This is a genomic window from Thauera sp. 27 (assembly GCF_000310125.2).
Classification (GTDB): Bacteria; Pseudomonadota; Gammaproteobacteria; order Burkholderiales; family Rhodocyclaceae; genus Thauera; species Thauera mechernichensis.
Genome location: NZ_AMXB01000001.1, coordinates 116,893 through 135,560, shown reverse-complemented (window position 1 = coordinate 135,560; position 18,668 = coordinate 116,893). Strand labels below are relative to the sequence as shown.

General features: G+C 64.5%; 9 protein-coding genes and 2 pseudogenes. 3 read left to right on the top strand and 8 right to left on the bottom strand.

Annotation, left to right across the window (positions count from 1 at the left end):
* Window positions 1–15: 15 nt before the first annotated feature.
* The 5 genes and pseudogenes from B447_RS00395 to acs form a co-directional block, all read right to left on the bottom strand.
* Window positions 16–2,273: pseudogene (locus tag B447_RS00395) on the bottom strand (exonuclease domain-containing protein).
* Window positions 2,274–2,276: 3 nt separating this feature from the next.
* Window positions 2,277–2,645, bottom strand: a complete 369-nt coding sequence (locus tag B447_RS00390; RefSeq protein ID WP_002935554.1) for a response regulator transcription factor — start codon at window positions 2,643–2,645, stop codon at window positions 2,277–2,279.
* Window positions 2,646–2,663: 18 nt separating this feature from the next.
* On the bottom strand, window positions 2,664–5,420 hold the full coding sequence (locus tag B447_RS00385; protein ID WP_002935550.1) for a sensor histidine kinase: 2,757 nt from the start codon (window positions 5,418–5,420) through the stop codon (window positions 2,664–2,666).
* A gap of 13 nt (window positions 5,421–5,433) precedes the next feature.
* Window positions 5,434–5,631 carry a hypothetical protein gene (locus B447_RS00380; RefSeq protein WP_198291727.1) on the bottom strand — a complete coding sequence of 66 codons (198 nt, stop codon included), beginning with the start codon at window positions 5,629–5,631 and terminating at the stop codon, window positions 5,434–5,436.
* A gap of 194 nt (window positions 5,632–5,825) precedes the next feature.
* Complete coding sequence (gene acs, locus B447_RS00375; RefSeq protein WP_002935546.1) at window positions 5,826–7,790, bottom strand: acetate--CoA ligase; 1,965 nt, start codon at window positions 7,788–7,790, stop codon at window positions 5,826–5,828.
* 275 nt (window positions 7,791–8,065) lie between these two features.
* On the opposite strand from acs, the gene B447_RS00370 reads away from it, so the two are divergent.
* Window positions 8,066–9,598 (top strand): fumarate hydratase, encoded by a 1,533-nt coding sequence (locus tag B447_RS00370; protein WP_002935544.1) that lies wholly within the window; start codon window positions 8,066–8,068, stop codon window positions 9,596–9,598.
* 190 nt (window positions 9,599–9,788) lie between these two features.
* Here the strand turns inward: B447_RS00370 and B447_RS21695 are convergent, their stop codons facing one another.
* From B447_RS21695 to ppsA, 3 genes and pseudogenes are all read right to left on the bottom strand, one after another.
* Complete coding sequence (locus tag B447_RS21695) at window positions 9,789–13,157, bottom strand: EAL domain-containing protein (protein ID WP_002935535.1); 3,369 nt, start codon at window positions 13,155–13,157, stop codon at window positions 9,789–9,791.
* Window positions 13,158–13,314: 157 nt separating this feature from the next.
* Window positions 13,315–13,734, bottom strand: a pseudogene (locus tag B447_RS22775) (GAF domain-containing protein); the annotation flags it as partial.
* Window positions 13,735–14,014: 280 nt separating this feature from the next.
* Window positions 14,015–16,381, bottom strand: a complete 2,367-nt coding sequence (gene ppsA, locus B447_RS00355; protein WP_002927282.1) for a phosphoenolpyruvate synthase — start codon at window positions 16,379–16,381, stop codon at window positions 14,015–14,017.
* A 145-nt stretch (window positions 16,382–16,526) separates the two neighbouring features.
* Between ppsA and ppsR the strand changes: the two genes are divergently transcribed.
* Window positions 16,527–17,360 (top strand): posphoenolpyruvate synthetase regulatory kinase/phosphorylase PpsR, encoded by an 834-nt coding sequence (gene ppsR, locus B447_RS00350; protein ID WP_002927313.1) that lies wholly within the window; start codon window positions 16,527–16,529, stop codon window positions 17,358–17,360.
* 121 nt (window positions 17,361–17,481) lie between these two features.
* Window positions 17,482–18,651, top strand: coding sequence for a DUF2863 family protein (locus B447_RS00345; protein WP_002935532.1), 1,170 nt, complete (start codon window positions 17,482–17,484; stop codon window positions 18,649–18,651).
* The last annotated feature ends 17 nt before the right edge of the window (window positions 18,652–18,668 follow it).

The following is an 18,668-nucleotide window of genomic DNA, read 5'->3' as shown; positions in this document are numbered from 1 at the left end:
GGCCGGCACACGCCATCAGTACTTGATCCGCGCGTAGTAGGTCTTCTCGGCGGCCTCGCGTGCCTCGCGCAAGGTTCGTATGCCGCGCTCCGCCAGCAGCGGAACGAGCTTGAGGAACACTTCTGCGGTCACGATCGCGTCACCCAGCGCAGTATGACGACCGATGATGGTCAGGCCCATGCGCTCGGCAATCGCCTCGAGCCTGTGCGACTCCTGATTGGGGTGGATCACCGCAGACAGCAACAGCGTGTCGATGACCGGCTGGTCGAACTTCAGCCCCGTCTGCGCCTCCTTGAGCTGCAGGAAACGCATGTCGAACGCAGCGTTGTGCGCGATCAGCACGGTATCGGCAGCAAAGGCGTGGAAGGCCGGCAGTACCTTGTCGACGGTCGGCTGGCCACGCAACATGTCCGAGGTAATGCCGTGGATCTTGGCCGATTCGGCCGCAAGCGGACGCTGCGGGTCGATGAGCTGCTCGAACGATTCGCTGCGCAGCAGCTTGCCGTTGAGGATGCGGGTGGCGCCGATCTGGATGATCTCGTCGCCCTGGGACGGATTCAGGCCAGTGGTCTCGGTGTCGAAGACGGTGTAGGTCAACTCAGAGAGCAGGCGGTCCTCAAGGCCATGGGATCGGTCAGACCAGGCAAAGAGGTCGAAATCGTAGTACTCCGGCCGGCTCTCGCCACGCAGGTAGTTGTCGACGACTGCCGCTTCCTGCGGCGTGGCCGCGGGCAGCACAATGCGGAAGAACGCGCGGTGACGCACCTTCTCGCGCTCGAGCCACATCTCGCCATCATGGCGATCGATGACGTCGCGCACCGTGAGCGGACTGCTTTCGCCCTCGATCTGCATCGGTTCGAGTTCCCAGCTCATCACCGTCTCGGTGCTCATGGCCTGCCCTTGCCAGATGAGGTCGAGATGCAGCAGGCGGCCCGAGCCGCTGAGCCGGAAGCGGATCTCTCGCACCTCGAACTCGTCGGACAGACGGCTCGCCAGGTAAGTAATTGCCTGCATGAGCGAGAAGCTGTCGACCTTCATCCACAGCGACTCGTCGACCTCCTCGAGCTTGGTGCGTAGCGAAATGCGGCTCTCGATGCGCCGCTGCACCGCCGAGATCAGGTCGGCGCCGAGCATCTCCTCCAACGGCCAGCGCGCCTTGAGCGAGTCGGCAAACTCGTTTGCGGTCTGGTTGAGACGGCTTCCCATTGCCTCGACCTCATCGCGGATCACACCACGGAAGCGCTGGCGCATCTCATCCGGCAAATCGGCATAGTCGAGCATCTCGGCCGCCGCGCGCACGTTCGCCAGCGAGGCGCGATTGCCTTCGGTCAGCGAATGCAGCATCTGATCGCGACGCGACTCGGTCTCGAAGTTGCGCGTGATGTTGTCGAGCATGAGGATGAAGCCGGTCAGTGTGCGTTCGGGCGCAACGGCCGGCTCGCTGTCCGCCGCTTCGGCTGCGGCACTGCCTTGCGTCGGCTCGACCACCGCCACTGCATCGGCCGCAGCATCGCTGCGCGGGGGGCGATCACCGACAGCACCGGGGCCATCTGCACGCGCAGCAGTTGCCCCGCCTTGGTGGTGGTGACGAAATTGGCCTGCGGCTGCGCAACACCGCGGCGCAGGCGCTGCTGGATGGTGTCGAGCGCGTGCGCAATGAGGTTGCGCTCGAATACGCCGTAGATCGATCGCCCAAGGCCGATCAGCTCACCGCCACCGGCAACAGCCGGCGCATCCGAGAGCGCTCTGAACTGCGTGCGCGCACGGTTGTTGTAGAGCAGGATACGGCCATCGAGATTGCACACGACCACGCTCTGCGTGAGCTCGGACATGAGTGCCGCCAGGCGGTTCTTCTCGAGCTCGACGGACTCCTTCGCGCGCGTGATCTGCGCCTCGACGTCGGTCAGCAACTCGTCACGCTGGGTGGCAAGCTCGTTGGCGGCGACTGCAAGCGCCTGCACTTCGGGCGGCCCATCGGGCTGCACTCGAAAGCCACGATTGGCTCCCAGCATCAGGCGCAGGTGTTCCGACATGCGCAGCAGGCCCTGCACGTACTGCCGAAACAGCGCGCGCACCACACCCACGCCGGCCGCAAAGCCCAGCGCCGTGAGCATCGTCCCCAGGGTCAGGTGGGGGGCGATCACCTGGATCAGCTGCTGGCGCCCCTCGTCCTGTGTCTCAACCCAGATGATCAGCGCTGTCAGCAGAAAAGGGCCGGTCATGAGCAGGAACAGCACGATCACCGCGAGTACGAAACGCGTACGTGCCTGCATCGATCAGCCCTCCAGCAGGCTGCGTACCTTTTCCACCAGCTCCTTGGTGGAAAAGGGCTTGGTCATGTAGGCGTCTGCCCCCAGGGCGAGGCCCTTGGCAACTTCGGTGTCGCGCCCCTTCGCGGTCAGCATCAGGATGCGCACCGACGCCAGCGCCGGATCAGCCTTGATTTCCTGGCAAACCTCGAAACCACTCTTCTTGGGCATCATTACATCGAGCAGGACCAGATCAGGCTGGTCGGCGCGGATGCGCTGCACGGCCTCCTCACCGTCATTGGCGATCGCCACCTCGAAGCCTTCGCGCTTCATGAGGAACTCGAGCGAAATGACGATGTTCTGCTCATCGTCGGCAATCAATATTTTCTTGTTCATTCAGACTCCTCCCCGCCACTATTCTAATTCATTGAGCCCGGCCGCCGCAGCCAACGGCAGTTCGAACGAGAAGGTCGCCCCCTCGCCCGGCGTCGACTCGAGCCACAGCCGGCCGCCGAAATGCTCCACGATCTGCAGGCTGATCGGCAGCCCAAGTCCGGTCCCTTGCGGGCGCGAGCGCTCGTCGCCGCCCTGCCGGAACTTCTGGAAGATCACCGGGAACAGCCCGGGATCGATACCCGGGCCGTTGTCCTTCACATCGACGCGCAACTGCCGGCCATCGCAGCGCAGGCTCACGTCGACGCGACCATCATGCTGCGGCACGAACTTGGCAGCATTCGACAACAGGTTGAGCATGACCTGCAGCAGGCGGTCGTGGTCCGCCCGGATGAGCGGCACCCCCTCTGCAAGATCGAGGTGCACCTCGGCGCCGCGGTCACGGAACAGTTGCATGGTGGCGTCCACCGAATGCTGGACCAGTTCGTGCATATCGACGTCGGTGTTATGCCACTCGGCATGACCCGACTCGATCTTGGCCATGTCCAGAACCTGGTTGACCAGGCGCGTGAGGCGCACCGTCTCGGACACGATGATGCCGAGGAAGCGCTGCCTGTCGTCGACGGAAATGTCCGGATCGTCGACCATCATCTCGGAGAAGGCGCGGATCGAGGTGAGCGGCGTGCGCAGCTCGTGCGTCACCGACGACATGAAATCGTCCTTGAGCCGATCGAGCTCCTTGAGCTGCTCGTTGGCCGCGCGCAGTTCGGCAGTCGCCGCCTCCAGCGCCAGCGACTTCTCCTCGAGCTTGTGCGAGTAAGCGCGCACCTGCGAGGCCTCATCGAGGATATCCATCACTTCGCCAAGGCCGAACGGTTCCTCCTGCACCACCGTGGCCACCATGACCCGAGCCGAGGCACTGCCGATGGCACCGGCGAGCAGGGACTCCGCGAAGTGGGCCAGGTCGGGGTCGGCCTTGAGCTGGTCGATGCGCTCGTAGCCATGTGATCGCGCGTACGCGCCAAACGCCTCCTCGGTGCGGCGCTGGCCGAGAAAGCGGGCCACCAGCGGGAGCAACTCGCGCACTTCGGCCCCGGTCCGCCAGAAACTGGTCGGCGCCGCCTCGCCGCGCCGGAACACGTCGACGAACAGCGCCCCCTGGGTCGCCTCCGCACCGGTCGGAACCCGTAGCAGCGACACCAGCACATAGCAGCCGATGTTGGCGAGCAGGCTCCAGAACAAGGCATGGCTGATGTTGTCCCAGCCGCTCAGGCCAAAGAGTTGCTCGGGCCTGAGCAGGGAGAGCCCGAACAGGCCCTGCTCCATGAAGCCAGGGTCCAACCAGCCCGACTTGGCGAACGAGGGCAGCATCAGCGTGTAGCCCCACACCAGGAAGCCCGCCAACAGACCGGCCAGAGCCCCCTCCCGGGTTCCGCCACGCCAGTACATGCCGCCCAGCATTGCCGGCGCGAACTGGGCGACCGCGGCGAAGCTGATCAGGCCGATGCTCACCAGCGCATAGGCCTCGCCGGCCAGGCGGAAGTACACATAGCCCAGCAAGAGCACGACGACGATCGCCCCACGGCGTATGCCGAGCAGCAGCCCGGTGAGATCGCGTTCGCCCGCGAGGTTGAGCCTGCGACTGCGCAGCAGCATCGGCATCACCAGGTCGTTGCAGACCATGGTCGATAGCGCGATGGCCTCCACGATGACCATGCCTGTGGCCGCCGACAGGCCGCCGATGAATACGAACAGTGCAAGCGCAGCGTTGTCGTGCGCCAGCGGCAGCGAGAGCACGAAGGTATCCGGGTCGACCGTACCCTGGCCGAAATGCAGCAGACCACCGAGCGCAATCGGGATGACGAAGATGTTGATCGCCAGCAGGTAGGCCGGGAACGCCCAGGTGGCACGGCGCAGGTGCTGCTCGTTGACGTTCTCGACCACCGCGATCTGGAACTGGCGCGGCAGGAAGATGATCGACAGCATCGCCAGCAACACGTGGGCGAACCAGCCCCCGTAGCCCAGCCGCCCGGCGCTGTCGAAGGCAAGCACACCTGCAAGGTCGGGCGCCGCCATCGCCCGCGCGTAAAGGTCTCCAAAACCGTCGTAGAGCCAGTAGGTGACGTAGACGCCGACGGCGAGGAAAGCGAGCAGCTTGACCATCGACTCGAACGCAATCGCCGCCACCATGCCTTCGTGGCGCTCGGTGGTATCGAGGTGGCGGGTGCCGAACAGCACGGTGAACGCAGCAAGCGTAAGGGCGATGTAGAGCGTGCTGTCCCGCCACCAGCCCGCGGCGGTGGCAGCGACGGCCTTGGACTCCGGGTCATAGCCGCCGACCAGCAGCGCGTAACCCGTCGATATTGCCTTGAGCTGGAGTGCGATGTAGGGAACGATACCGACCACCGCGATGACTGTGACCAGGCCACCGAGCAGATGGCTCTTGCCGTAGCGCGAGGCGATGAAGTCCGCGATCGAGGTGATACGGTAGCTGCGCGCGATGCGGATCATCTTCAGCAGCACCAGCCAGGCCAGTGCCAGCCCCAGCGTGGGACCGAGATAGGTGGGCAGGAAGGAAATGCCCCCCGACGCGGCGCGGCCGACGCTGCCGAAGTAGGTCCATGCGGTGCAATAGACCGCCAGTGACAGGCTGTAGACCCAGGGGTTGGAAATGATCGAGCGCCCTTGGTCGGCGCGGCGGTCGCCAAAATAGGCAACCGCAAACAACAACAGCAGATAGGCGAACGAGACGCCGACGATCAGCCAGCCCGGCAGCATCGCGCCCTCCCCATCAGCGCGCGCCCCGCTCGACGATCCAGGCCACCGCGACGATCAGCGCAAGCCATGTGCCGAACAGGTAGACGTGCAGCAACGGCAGTCCGAACAGGCTCAACGGCCGGTCGAACAAGGACAGGATCGGATAATTGAGCAACAGCATGCCGGCGATGAACACGGCCACCAGGCGCTGCCCGGCCAGTCCCTTGCGCATCATGACCTCCCATGATGTCGGCCCTGCCACAATGGCGAACGCGCCGCCCCGCTCTTGCAGGCGGGGTCGGCGCTTCGCACGATCAGGAAGCACGCATTGCGCGTGCCCGGTCTCCCCCCATGTGCCCGGATACGTGCCCGGGCCTCCCCCTGTCGTTCATTGGCGGCCGGACCCGCAGGCCCGGCCGTGTCGGATCAGCCCTTGAGCTGTTCCAGGATGGCCGGGTTCTCCAGCGTCGAGGTGTCCTGCGTGACATCCTCGCCCTTGGCCAACTGGCGCAGCAGGCGGCGCATGATCTTGCCCGAGCGCGTCTTGGGCAGGTTCTCGCCGAAGCGGATGTCCTTGGGCTTGGCGATCGGGCCGATCTCGTGGCCGACCCAGGCCTGCAGCTCCTTGATCACCTTGGCCGCTTCGTCGCCGGTCGGGCGTGCGCCCTTGAGCACCACGAAGGCCACGATGGCTTCGCCGGTCACATCGTCCGGACGACCGACCACGGCAGCTTCCGCCACCTTCTCGTGGGCCACCAGGGCGGACTCGATCTCCATCGTGCCCATGCGGTGACCGGAGACGTTCAGCACGTCGTCGATACGACCGGTGATGGTGAAGTAGCCCGTCTCGGCGTCACGGATGGCACCGTCGCCCGCGAGGTAGAGCTTGCCCTTGAAGTCCTCGGGGTAGTAGGTCTTCTTGAAGCGGTCCGGGTCGCCCCAGACGTTGCGGATCATCGACGGCCACGGCTTGGTGACCACGAGGATGCCACCCTGACCCCAGGGCACCTCGGTACCGGTTTCGTCCACCACTGCCGCCATGATGCCCGGGAAGGGCAGCGTGCAGGAACCCGGAACCATCGGCGTTGCGCCTGGCATCGGCGTGATCATGTGCGCGCCGGTCTCGGTCTGCCAGAAGGTATCGACGATCGGGCAACGGCCGCCGCCGACGTTCTCGTAGTACCACTCCCAGGCCGCCGGGTTGATCGGCTCGCCCACCGAACCCAGGATGCGCAGCGAGGACAGGTTGTACTGCTTCGGATGCACGACGGGGTTGTTGTCGGCCGCCTTGATCAGCGAGCGAATCGCGGTCGGCGCGGTGTAGAAGATGCTGACCTTGTGGTCCTGGATCATCTTCCAGAAACGACCGGCATCCGGGTAGGTGGGCACGCCTTCGAACACGATCTCGGTCGCGCCGCAGGCGAGCGGGCCGTAGGTGATGTAGGTGTGGCCGGTGACCCAGCCGATGTCGGCGGTGCACCAATAGACGTCTTCGGGCTTGATGTCGAAGGTGTACTTCATCGACAGCACCGCCTGCAGCAGGTAGCCGCCCGACGAGTGCTGAACACCCTTGGGCTTGCCGGTGGAGCCGGAGGTGTAGAGGATGAACAGCGGGTGTTCGGCCTCGACCCACTCGGGCTCGCAGGTCTCGGACTGGCTGGCCACCGCCTCGTGGTACCAGGCGTCACGCCCGGCGACCATATTGACGTCGGCGCCGGTGCGCTTGACGACGATGACATTCTTGACCGAATCACACCCGCCGAGGGACAGCGCCTCGTCGGCGATCGGCTTGAGCGGCAGCGCCTTGCCACCGCGGAACTGGCCGTCGGACGTGATCACGGCGACCGCTGCCGCATCCTCGATGCGGTCACGCAGGGCTTGTGCGGAGAAGCCGCCGAAAACGATGGAGTGCGTCGCACCGATGCGCGCGCAGGCCTGCATGGCCACCACGCCTTCGATCGACATCGGCAGATAGATGATGACGCGATCGCCCTTCTTGACGCCCATGCCACGCAGGGCATTGGCGAACTTGCTGACGCGCGCGAGCAGGTCCTTGTAGGTAACCTTGGTGACTTCGCCGCTGTCGGCTTCGAAGATCAGCGCGACCTTGTCGCCCAGGCCATTATTGACGTTGCGATCAAGGCAGTTGTACGAAACGTTCAGCTTGCCGTCGGCAAACCACTTGAAGAACGGCGCGTTCGATTGGTCGAGGACCTGGGTGAAGGGCTCCTTCCAGTCGAGCAGCTCCTTCGCACGACGGCCCCAGTAGCCTTCGTAATCGTCCTCGGCCTCCTTGCACAGCGCGCGATACCCGTCCATGCCGGACACCGCTGCGTTACGGACCATCTCTTCCGAGGGGTTGTAGATACGGACTTGCTGCTCATTGGACATGCTCACCTCTCCTCAACTGTTCAAATGGTTGAAGCTGACCCGTTGCGGGTCCTCGACTGGTTGGTTCCAGTCTTGAAATCGGTTGCTGTAGCCGCTGACTCGGCTGCTGCCGGATCGCAGGCATTTAAGAGCTTGTATCTTACACAGGACTTACACAGGGCCAACAAGGCTCCGAACCGACGCTGCGCGCACTCGGTGCTAGAATCCCGCGGTTGATCGAATACTGCGATCCAACTGCGCCATTCTGCCCCCATGCCATCCGGAGACCAAGCGTCATGACGATTATTCGCGAAGAAGACCTCATTCAGTCGATTGCGGATGCGTTCCAGTACATCAGCTACTACCACCCGCTCGACTACATCCAGGCCCTCGGCGAAGCCTACGAGCGCGAGGAAAGCCCGGCCGCGAAGGACGCCATCGCACAGATCCTCACCAATTCTCGCATGGCTGCCGAAGGCCATCGCCCGATCTGTCAGGATACCGGCATTGCCGTGGTCTTTCTCAAGGTCGGCATGAATGTGCAGTGGGACGCAAGGATGAGCGTCCAGGAGATGATCAACGAGGGCGTGCGCCGCGCCTACAACAGCCCCGACAACATGCTGCGCGCATCGGTGCTGCTCGACCCGGCCGGCAAGCGCCAGAACAGCAAGGACAACACCCCGGCGGTGGTGCACTATGAGATCGTCCCCGGCGACGATGTCGAGGTCATCTGTGCGGCCAAGGGCGGCGGCTCCGAGAACAAGTCGAAGATGGTGATGCTCAACCCGTCGGACTCGATCGTGGACTGGGTCATCAAGACCGTACCGACCATGGGCGCCGGCTGGTGTCCGCCGGGCATCCTTGGCATCGGCATCGGCGGCACGCCCGAGAAGGCCATGCTGCTGGCCAAGGAATCGCTCATGGAGCCGGTGAACATCCACGAACTGCGCGAGAAGGCCGCCTCGGGCGCCAAGCTGAGCCGGGTGGAGGAACTGCGCCTCGAGTTGATGGACAAGGTCAACGCGCTCGGCATCGGCGCCCAGGGCCTGGGCGGCCTGACCACCGTGCTCGACGTCAAGATCATGGACTACCCGACCCACGCCGCGTCGCTGCCGGTTGCCATGATTCCCAACTGTGCCGCTACCCGCCACGTGCACTTCCATCTCGACGGCTCCGGCCCGGCCCACCTGCCGACGCCCAGGCTGGAAGACTGGCCGCAGGTCACCTGGAAGGCCGACACCAACGTCGCCACCCGCGTGAACCTCGACACCCTTACCAAGGAAGAGGTCGCCTCGTGGAAGCCGGGCCAGATCCTGCTGCTCAACGGCAAGATGCTCACCGGCCGCGATGCTGCGCACAAGCGCATCGCCGACATGCTGGAAAAGGGCGAAAAGCTGCCGGTCGACTTCACCAACCGCGTCATCTACTACGTTGGCCCGGTCGACCCGGTGCGCGACGAAGTCGTCGGCCCCGCCGGCCCCACCACGGCCACCCGCATGGACAAGTTCACCCGCATGATGCTCGAGAAGACCGGGCTCATCTCGATGATCGGCAAGTCCGAGCGCGGCCCGGTCGCCATCGAGGCCATCAAGGACAACAGGTCGGCCTATCTGATGGCGGTCGGCGGCGCGGCCTATCTGGTATCCAAGGCGATCAAGGAAGCGAAGGTCGTCGGTTTCGAAGACCTCGGCATGGAAGCGATCTACGAATTCACCGTGCAGGACATGCCGGTGACGGTCGCGGTCGACGCCAATGGCACCAGCGTGCATAACACCGGCCCGAAGGAATGGCAGGCCCGGATCGGCAAGATCCCGGTCGCTGTCGCCTGAGATCGCCTCACACCCTGCTCGGGGTAATCGCAAGGGCCGCCGCCTGGACGTTGAGGCAGGCGGTGGCCAGGGAAACCTCGCGGCTGGCGCAGCTCCCACGGGGCAACGAAGCGCCTTGGGCTTGCTGTAGGAGCGGCGCCAGCCGCGAGCCTCTGTAGGCGCCCGTGTGCATCGCAGTCGCGCATCGATCCTAGGCGAGCAGCCTGTTTATCTGTCCGAGCATCACGTCCAGGCGCCTGCGCACCGCGCCAAGCCCCTCGATGACGGCCGCTGCATCGGCCGCCCGGTAGTGTGCCGCAAGCGTCTCGATGGTCTCATGGAACAAGTCGTGCGCCTGCGCCAGCTCGCGCAGCACGACCTCTTCATGACGCTGCTCGGCAAGCGCGAGCTCGATCCAGCGCCCGAGACTGCAGCCATGAACCACAAGCCGGTTGTCGATCTGCGTGCCATCGGCAATCTTGGCGGCAAGCGCGCGTACCAAGGCGCGGTGCTCGACCTGCGCATACACCAAGGCAAGCTCCTCGCGTGACAGCGCTGACTGTCGTTGCCAGCTCGCCGGCGGCGCCCATGTGGCAACCCACTGCGGCAGGGACTCACCCTCCATCGGCCGTGCAATGACATAGCCCTGCCCGACCTCGCACCCGAGCTGGAGCAGCACCCTGCCATGGGCCTCCGACTCCACGCCCTCGGCCACCACCTCCCGGCGGAAGGCGTGTGCAAGCCCCATAACCGCTTCGAGAATTGCAAGATCCTCAGGGTCGTCGAGCATCTCGCGCACGAACAGCTGGTCGATCTTGAGACGTGCGGCGGGCAGGCGCTTGAGGTAGGCCAGCCCCGAATAGCCGGTCCCGAAGTCATCAAGCGCGAAACTGACGCCGATGCGCGCACAAGCCTCCACGATCTGCGTCACCCGCGTCATGCTCTCGAGCGCGCTGCTCTCGAGCACCTCGAGTTCGAGACTGCCCGGTGCCAAGCCCGGATGACCGGTCAAGGCCTCCTGAAGGCGCATCATGAAATCCGGGGCCTGAAGGTGGCGCGCCGAGATATTGACGCTCACCGGCACGGTCAGCCCCAAGCTCTTCCAGCGCTCGAGCTGCTCGAGCGCTGCCGAGATCACCCAATCACCCAGTGCCACGGCCACCGGCTGGTCCTCGACCATAGGCAGGAAGGCCGCCGGCTCGATCAGGCCCAGCTCGGGATGCTGCCAGCGGATGAGCGCCTCGACGCCAGTGAGCGCCCCGCTGCGCATATTGACCTTGGGCTGGTAGAACAGGACGAACTCGTCATTGGCAAGCGCTTCGTGGATCCGCGCCACGCCCTCGTGCCGCCCGCGCACATCGCGGTCCTGATCGGTGTCGAAGAAATGATAGCGATTCTTGCCCGCAAGCTTGGCCTGGTACATGGCCAGATCGGCCTGGCGCAGCAGTTGGTCGGGCTCCAGCGCCTCCTCCTGCGGGTATAGCGTCAGCCCGATGCTGGCCGAAACCTGGAGCTCCGCGCCACCCACCTGCACCACCTGAGCGACCGCCTGAAGCAGGCGCTGGACGAGGTGCTTGCAGGCAGGCAAGTCCGGCAGATCCACCAGCACCGCGACGAACTCGTCGCCACCGAGCCGCGACACGCTGTCAGCGTCGCGCAAGGTGCCCTTCATGCGCGCGGCCACCGTCGTCAACAACTGGTCGCCGACGTGGTGCCCATGGCCGTCGTTGACCTCCTTGAAGCCGTCCAGGTCGATGTAGGCCACCGCCAGCAACTGGCCCCGTCGCCGCGCCTGCGCCATGCTGCGACTCAGCCGGTCATGGAGCAGCACGCGATTGGGCAGGCCGGTCAGCGCATCATAGTGGGCGACGTACTTCAGTTGCGCCTCGTGTTCTTTCTGGATGGTGATGTCGTTGAGCGTCCCGGAGATCCCCTGCGCCTCCCGCCCGGGACCGAGTACCGGGCGGGCATGGAGCTCGACCCAACGAAACCCTCCGCCGACCCGCAGGTAACGCAGTGCCTGCGTGCACGAGGCTTCCTCGCGCCGCATGAGCAACTCGAACACCTCCTGATGGAGATGGCGGTCATCCGGGTGCACATAATCGACGAACGGCCTGCCGATGCTCGCCTCGACCGCGAAACCGGTCAGCTCATGCCAGGCCCTGTTCAGGAACGCGCAGCGCCCATCTGCATCCACCTGGAAGATGACCTCGCGCACGCTCTCGACCACCGAACGGTAACGCGCCTCGCTCTCGCGCAGGCTCTCGTCAACCCGCTTGCGCTCGATTACGCCGGCCAGAGCATTGCCGACCAGGCTCATCAAGGTCTTTTCCTCGCCCGACCATTGCCGGCGGCAGCGTACCGAATCGAGGCCTACGAAACCCAGCAGCCGGCCGTTAACCACCATTGGCGCCGCCAGCGTTGACTGGATGCCCTGCGACTGGAGCAGCTCACGATCCTGACGCGCACACTCCGGCAACAGGGAAACATCGGGGAAATCCACGATCTCGAGACGCTTGATGATCTGGCAGAACAGCGAGCCCTCGAAGCCCACGCCCTGCAGGTTGTGCGCTTGTGGCGAGACGCCCGGCGCACACCATTCGTGCGTGTTGCTGACGCTGCGACCGTCCTCGGTGATATCGAACACGAATGCGCGGTCGGCATCCGCATAGCGTCCGATCTGCGCCAGGGTACGCAGAACAAGGCCATCGACCTCGTCCGCCCGCGCGGGCATCAATTCCGATGAGATACGCGCCACCATCCGGCCGAAGGCGATACGACGCGTCAGTGCAGCCTCGCCACGCTCGCGGATCAGCTCCGCACTGACCGGACCGTCGAAGATCTCAAGCAGCTCGCGCACACCCTGCTGGTCATCCAGCGGCCGTCTCGACATTCCGACCATCAAACCCAGTGCCTGCCCCTCCTTGTCGGCGAGCGGCACACCGCAATAGGCCTCATAAGCACCGTCCCGCAAGCCGGGATCATCGGGAAAACGCGCCGCAACACCGCTGCCGATGACCACGCTCCTGCCCTGAAGCGCCAGCTCCGACGGTGTTCCAGCCAGCACGTAGCTGAACGGCTGAACTGCCGCGCCGTCCTTCCAGCCGGCACGCACATTGATACGGCCGCCCTCTTCCAGGCATTGCCCAACGAACACCAGATCAAGATGCAGGGCCTCGCCCACATGGCGACATACGGCCTCGTAGAACGCATCTCCCGAGAGCATGGTGTAGCGTGCGGCCAGCGCATCCAGGGCCAGACCAGCACGCTTGCGGTCGGTGACATCCAGGCAATAGCCGATGTAGCCGAGAAAGCGCCCACTGCTGTCGTAGCGCGGACTGCCTTCGTCCGATACCCAGCGATAGCCGCCATCTACATGACGCAAGCGATACTCCAGCCTAAACGGCTCCTGCGCCGCGAACGCACGTTCGTAATCCGACAGGCATTGCGCCCGGTCGTCGGGATGAACACCCTCGGCCCAGCCCTCGCCCAACTCCTGCTCGAGACTGCGGCCGGTGAATCGCAACCAGGGCTCGTTGAAATAGCTGCAGCGCCCGTCGGCACCCGACGTCCAGATCATTGGCAAGGTTGCGGAAGTGCGTCTCGCTCTCGAGCAAGGCCTGTTCGGCCGCATTGCGCTCCTGCTCGAGCCGCAAGGCCACGATCATGCTGGTGCACGTCGCCAGCATCGGTGCAAGATCGTCCACGAGCACCCGATCGTAGCCCCCGGGGGCATTGGCCAGGCCAACAATGCCGACCAGCTGCGCGCCCTGGATGAGCGGCAGGCCAAGAAAACCCCTGAGCGGCGGATGGCCTTGCGGAAGACCGCAACTGCGCGTATCCGTGGCGGGAGCATTCGAGATCACCGGCGCCGCCGTGCGCAGGACAGCGCCGTAAAGGCTGTTCAGCTCGCGAAATTCGAAACCACCGGCGCGCGCACGTTCATACAGTGTTCGGGTGTGGGCATCCCAAGCCACATCGGTAAGCCCATGCATGCGCACGAAGGGCTCGCCCAACTCGTCGTGCAGGACCTCACCGATGAACCCGTACTCGCTGTCGCTAAGCCCGATCAACTCGTGAAGTATGCGCTCGAAGACCTCGTGCGCAGCACCATCGACGAGAAAATCGCGTTGCACGGCGACGAGGGCGGACAGCATTCTCGCCTGCCGGCGGGCACGGCGACCAATCTGTTCGGCATACGAAGACATCTCGCTCGTGCCTGCGGCGGGCAAGGTCAACGCAGGCCCCGCATCTACGGACGCACTCTGGGCTGAAGGAAGGGGGCGCCGGGGCATAGGTATGACGAACTCGATGGCAGACGCATCAGCGCATGATAACGCCGCCAGGGGAACCCAAGAAGCCGCAGCGCGGCCCGAATGCAAAAAGGGGCGGCAGTCCAGATGACCGCCACCCCTTACTGGCACTGCCCGCGCGGGCTTATTTCGCCAGATGCTCGGAGAGCTTGAGCCAGGTGTCCACCACCGTGTCCGGGTTGAGCGAAATGGTCTGGATCCCCTCGTCCATCAGCCACTCGGCCAGATCCGGATGGTCCGACGGCCCCTGGCCGCAGATACCGACATACTTGCCCAGCTTGTTCGCTGCGCGGATCGACATCGACAACAACTGCTTGACGGCCGGGTCACGCTCGTCGAATGCGTGCGCCACCAGTCCGGAATCGCGGTCGAGGCCCAAGGTGAGCTGGGTCAGATCGTTCGAGCCGATCGAGAAACCATCGAAGTGCTCGAGGAACTGCTCTGCAAGGATCGCGTTGGACGGGATCTCGCACATCATGATCAGCTTGAGGTCGTTCACGCCACGCTTGAGACCATGCTCGGCGAGCAGATCGACCACGCCCTTGGCCTCTTCGACGTTGCGCACGAAGGGGATCATGATCTGCACGTTGGTCAGGCCGAGCTCGTTGCGCACCTTCTTCATGGCTGCAACTTCCATCTCGAAGCAGTCACGGAAACTGTGCGCGATGTAGCGCGAGGCGCCACGGAAGCCGAGCATCGGGTTCTCTTCTTCCGGCTCGTAGATCTCGCCGCCGAGCAGCTTGCGGTATTCGTTCGACTTGAAGTCGGACATGCGCACGATCACGGGCTTCGGATAGAAAGCCGCAGCGATGGTCGCCACACCCTCGACCAGCTTCTCGATGAAGAACTGCTTGGGCGTCGCGTAGCCGCGCGAGCGACGGTTGATCTCGTCGCGCAGGTTGGCAGGCACCTGGGCGATGTCGAGGATCGCCTTGGGGTGGATGCCGATCATGTTGTTGATGACGAACTCCAGACGGGCGAGACCGACACCGCCATTGGGGATCTGCGCGAACTCGAAGGCGAGTTCGGGGTTACCCACGTTCATCATGATCTTCACCGGGATCTCGGGCAGGTTGCCCATGTCGGTGGTGATGATCTCGAAATCGAGCTTGCCACGGTACACGTAGCCGGTGTCACCCTCGGCGCAGGACACGGTGACCGATTCGCCCTCGTGCAGCACTTCGGTGGCGTTGCCGCAGCCCACGATGGCAGGGATGCCCAGTTCGCGCGCAATGATCGCAGCATGGCAGGTACGCCCGCCGCGGTTGGTGACGATGGCGCTGGCGCGCTTCATCACCGGCTCCCAGTTGGGGTCGGTCATGTCGGTGACGAGGATGTCACCGGCCTGGACACGGTTCATCTCCGAGGCGTCGCCAACCACGCGCACCACACCGGCACCGATCTTCTGACCGATTGCGCGACCGTGGGTAAGCGCCTTGCCGTACTGCTTGAGGCGGTATTTCTCCATCACCAGGCCGGAATCCTGGCTCTTCACCGTCTCCGGGCGGGCCTGCAGGATGTAGAGCTTGCCATCGACACCGTCCTTGCCCCACTCGATGTCCATCGGGCGGCCATAGTGCTTCTCGATGATCACCGCATAGCGGGCAAGCTCGAGCACGTCCTCGTCGGTGAGCGAGAAGCGCATGCGATCGGCCTCGGGCACGTCCACCGTGCGCACAGAGCGTCCGGCCACCGCCTTGTCGGCGAAAACCATCTTGATCAGCTTGGAGCCCAGGTTGCGGCGAATCACTGCCGGCTTGCCCAGCGCCAGCGTGGGCTTGTGCACATAGAACTCGTCCGGATTCACCGCGCCCTGCACCACCGTCTCGCCCAGGCCATAGGACGCCGTGATGAAGACCACCTGATCGAAGCCCGACTCGGTATCGATCGAGAACATCACGCCCGAAGCGCCGGAATCGGAACGCACCATGCGCTGCACGCCGGCAGACAGCGCGACGTCGGCGTGGGCGAAGTTCTTGTGTACGCGGTAGGCAATGGCGCGGTCGTTGTAGAGCGACGCAAACACCTCCTTCATGGCGTGCAGGATGTTCTCGTAGCCGTGGATGTTGAGGAAGGTCTCCTGCTGGCCGGCAAAGGAGGCATCCGGCAGATCTTCCGCAGTGGCCGACGAGCGCACGGCGAAGCTGCCCTCACCCTCGGCGGTAAGCTGCTCGTAGGCGGTCTTGATCTCGGCCTCGAGCTTGGCCGGGAAGGGAATGTCTACGATCCACTGGCGAATCTGCGCACCCGTCTTCACCAAGGCATCGACGTCGTCCACGTCCAGCGCATCGAGCGCTGCATTGATGCGATCGGCCAGGCCGTCATGGGCGAGGAACTCGCGGTAAGCCTCGGCCGTGGTCGCAAAACCACCCGGCACACGTACGCTGGCGGGCAACTGGCTGATCATCTCGCCGAGCGAGGCGTTCTTGCCGCCGACCTTGTCGACGTCGGTCATGCGCAGTTCGTTGAAAGGAATCACGTAGCGTGTCATGTGTGGCTTCCGCAAATGTTGGAGAAAAAGCAAAATATCGAAGTCAGCAGTTTACGATTTTTTGTGCTGTGCCGCACGACAGGGTTTGCCCCAATGCCAGGCCCCCCTGCTCGCCCCCACCGTCCTGGCACCCAAGGCTCCGATCATGACCGACACCCCGCGCCGCACCGTCTTCTTCGTCTCCGACGGCACCGGCATCACCGCAGAAACGCTTGGCCATAGCCTCCTGGCCCAGTTTCCCGAGGCAAAATTCCGCCAGGTGCGCGCGCCCTTCGTCGACGACATCGACAAGGCGATCGAATGTGCGGCGCAGATCCGAGACGCTGCACTCGAGGATGGGGTGCGCCCGATCGTGTTCAGCACGCTCGTCAATCAGGCGACGGTTGATGCACTGCACAAAGCCGACGCCCTCTTCCTTGACCTGTTCGAACGCTTCATCGGCCCGCTCGAGACCGAACTCGGGCAGCGCTCCACCCACGCGGTAGGGCGTTTCCATGGCATTGCCGACAGCACCAACTACAAGCACCGCATCGAAGCCATCAACTTCGCCATGGCCCACGACGACGGCATTTCGAGCGACGGCGAACTCGCCGAGGCCGACGTGATCCTGGTCGGGGTATCACGCTCAGGCAAGACGCCCACCAGCCTTTACCTGGCCATGCAGTTCGGCGTCAAGGCGGCCAACTACCCCCTCATTCCCGAGGACTTCGAACGCAACAAGCTCCCCGGCGAACTGCACAAGTATCGAACCAAGCTGTTCGGCCTCACCATCGCCCCCGAGCGACTGTCGCAGATCCGCCAGGAGCGCCGCCCCAACAGCCGCTACGCCTCACTGGAAAACTGCCGCTACGAGATCGACGCCGCACAGAAGCTCATGCGGCGGGAGAACATCCGCTGGCTCGAATCCACGACGAAGTCCATCGAGGAGATCTCCGCCACCATCCTGCAGACCGTGCGCGTCGACCGGCCCGGCTTCTGAACCAACGACAACAGCATTCACCCATAGCCTGCCTGGGCGGCGCAATGGGCTAGAATGCGGGCTTTCCGGCGCGGCGTGCATGCGCTGCAGCCATAGCCAGAACAGCAACGGAACCCCAACAATGAAAAGAACGCGCCTCAAGCGCCGTGGCGGCCTCGGTCGCACCGCAGAACAACTCGTCTGGCTCGCCAGCGGGCTGGCCGAATCCGGCAGCCGCATCGAGGACCGCTACTGGGAAGCACAACTCGCGCACCTCATCGACGAACTGCTCGCCAGCAACGACGAAGACAGTCTGAACACCGCGCTCGACCACCTCTACAGCGCCGACTCGCGCGCTTACGATGAACTCGCCGATCATCTCGAGTCGCGTGCCGAGTGCGCAGGCGGCGCCTTCGACAGTCACGACGTCGTCTTGCTCGCAGCCCCCATCCTCGCCTGGTCGCGCTTCCGCATCCCCGCCACGAGCCTGCCGGCCGCCATGGTCGCCAACCTGCGCGTGCACCTGCAGGCCCACGTCCTGTCGAAGGACGCCCGCCTCTCGGTAGCCGATTTCCTCTTCAGCCCCGACCAACTGCCTCAGGGTTACTGCAACACGGCAGAGTTCGCCAAGGTGATCGGCGGTGCCGCCATCGACAACAGCGACCTCCATATCGACACCGAAGGCATGCCGGAGACTGCCCAGTTCCTGTCGGATACGCGCTACCTGCTCGCAGCCGTCGCGGTGCCACGTGGCGGCCCGGTGTTCCGCTGGCAAGAGGCTGACGGCAGCCGCGACACCGCACGCGATCAGTGGCGCACCCAGGGCGGCGCCTGTCTCGGCCCGCTCTTGCCGGGCTGCGCAATGGACCCTGTGCTCCCCGAAACCTACTTCGCTGCCAGCAGAGCGGCCGACAAGGACAGCCGCCCGTACTCGGTGCGCGCATCCGTCGCCTTCCTCGCCACTACGCTGGAGATCCCCGCCGCAAACCTGCGCGCAGTCGTCGCCCCATTCTGGGAGCGCAATCTGGAGGAATACCGCATCGGCTTCGCGCTGCGCGAGCGCGAAGGCGTCGTCCACGGCGTGGTCTGGCCGCTGCTGGGCGCCGAGGACGAAACCACCGACTGTCCGGCACAGATCGAGGCCGTGCTGCGCGAATCGGGCGTCAGCGATATCGTCCTGCTCGACCACCAGTTCCCGCTGGAGTACTGCGATGACTGCGGTGCGCCGTACTATCCGTCCGCTGACGGCGAGACGGTTCATGCGGAGATGCCCGAGGAACAATCAGGGCAGGCACCGCGTCATCTGCACTGAGCCCCTCACATTGCGGA

What these genes read in the sequence shown, in the direction of transcription:
- B447_RS00390 (WP_002935554.1), bottom strand. Translation starts at nt 2,645, where the DNA reads ATGAACAAGAAAATATTGATTGCCGACGATGAGCAGAACATCGTCATT.
- B447_RS00385 (WP_002935550.1), bottom strand. Translation starts at nt 5,420, where the DNA reads ATGCTGCCGGGCTGGCTGATCGTCGGCGTCTCGTTCGCCTATCTGCTG.
- B447_RS00380 (WP_198291727.1), bottom strand. Translation starts at nt 5,631, where the DNA reads ATGCGCAAGGGACTGGCCGGGCAGCGCCTGGTGGCCGTGTTCATCGCC.
- acs (WP_002935546.1), bottom strand. Translation starts at nt 7,790, where the DNA reads ATGTCCAATGAGCAGCAAGTCCGTATCTACAACCCCTCGGAAGAGATG.
- B447_RS00370 (WP_002935544.1), top strand. Translation starts at nt 8,066, where the DNA reads ATGACGATTATTCGCGAAGAAGACCTCATTCAGTCGATTGCGGATGCG.
- B447_RS21695 (WP_002935535.1), bottom strand. Translation starts at nt 13,157, where the DNA reads ATGATCTGGACGTCGGGTGCCGACGGGCGCTGCAGCTATTTCAACGAG.
- ppsA (WP_002927282.1), bottom strand. Translation starts at nt 16,381, where the DNA reads ATGACACGCTACGTGATTCCTTTCAACGAACTGCGCATGACCGACGTC.
- ppsR (WP_002927313.1), top strand. Translation starts at nt 16,527, where the DNA reads ATGACCGACACCCCGCGCCGCACCGTCTTCTTCGTCTCCGACGGCACC.
- B447_RS00345 (WP_002935532.1), top strand. Translation starts at nt 17,482, where the DNA reads ATGAAAAGAACGCGCCTCAAGCGCCGTGGCGGCCTCGGTCGCACCGCA.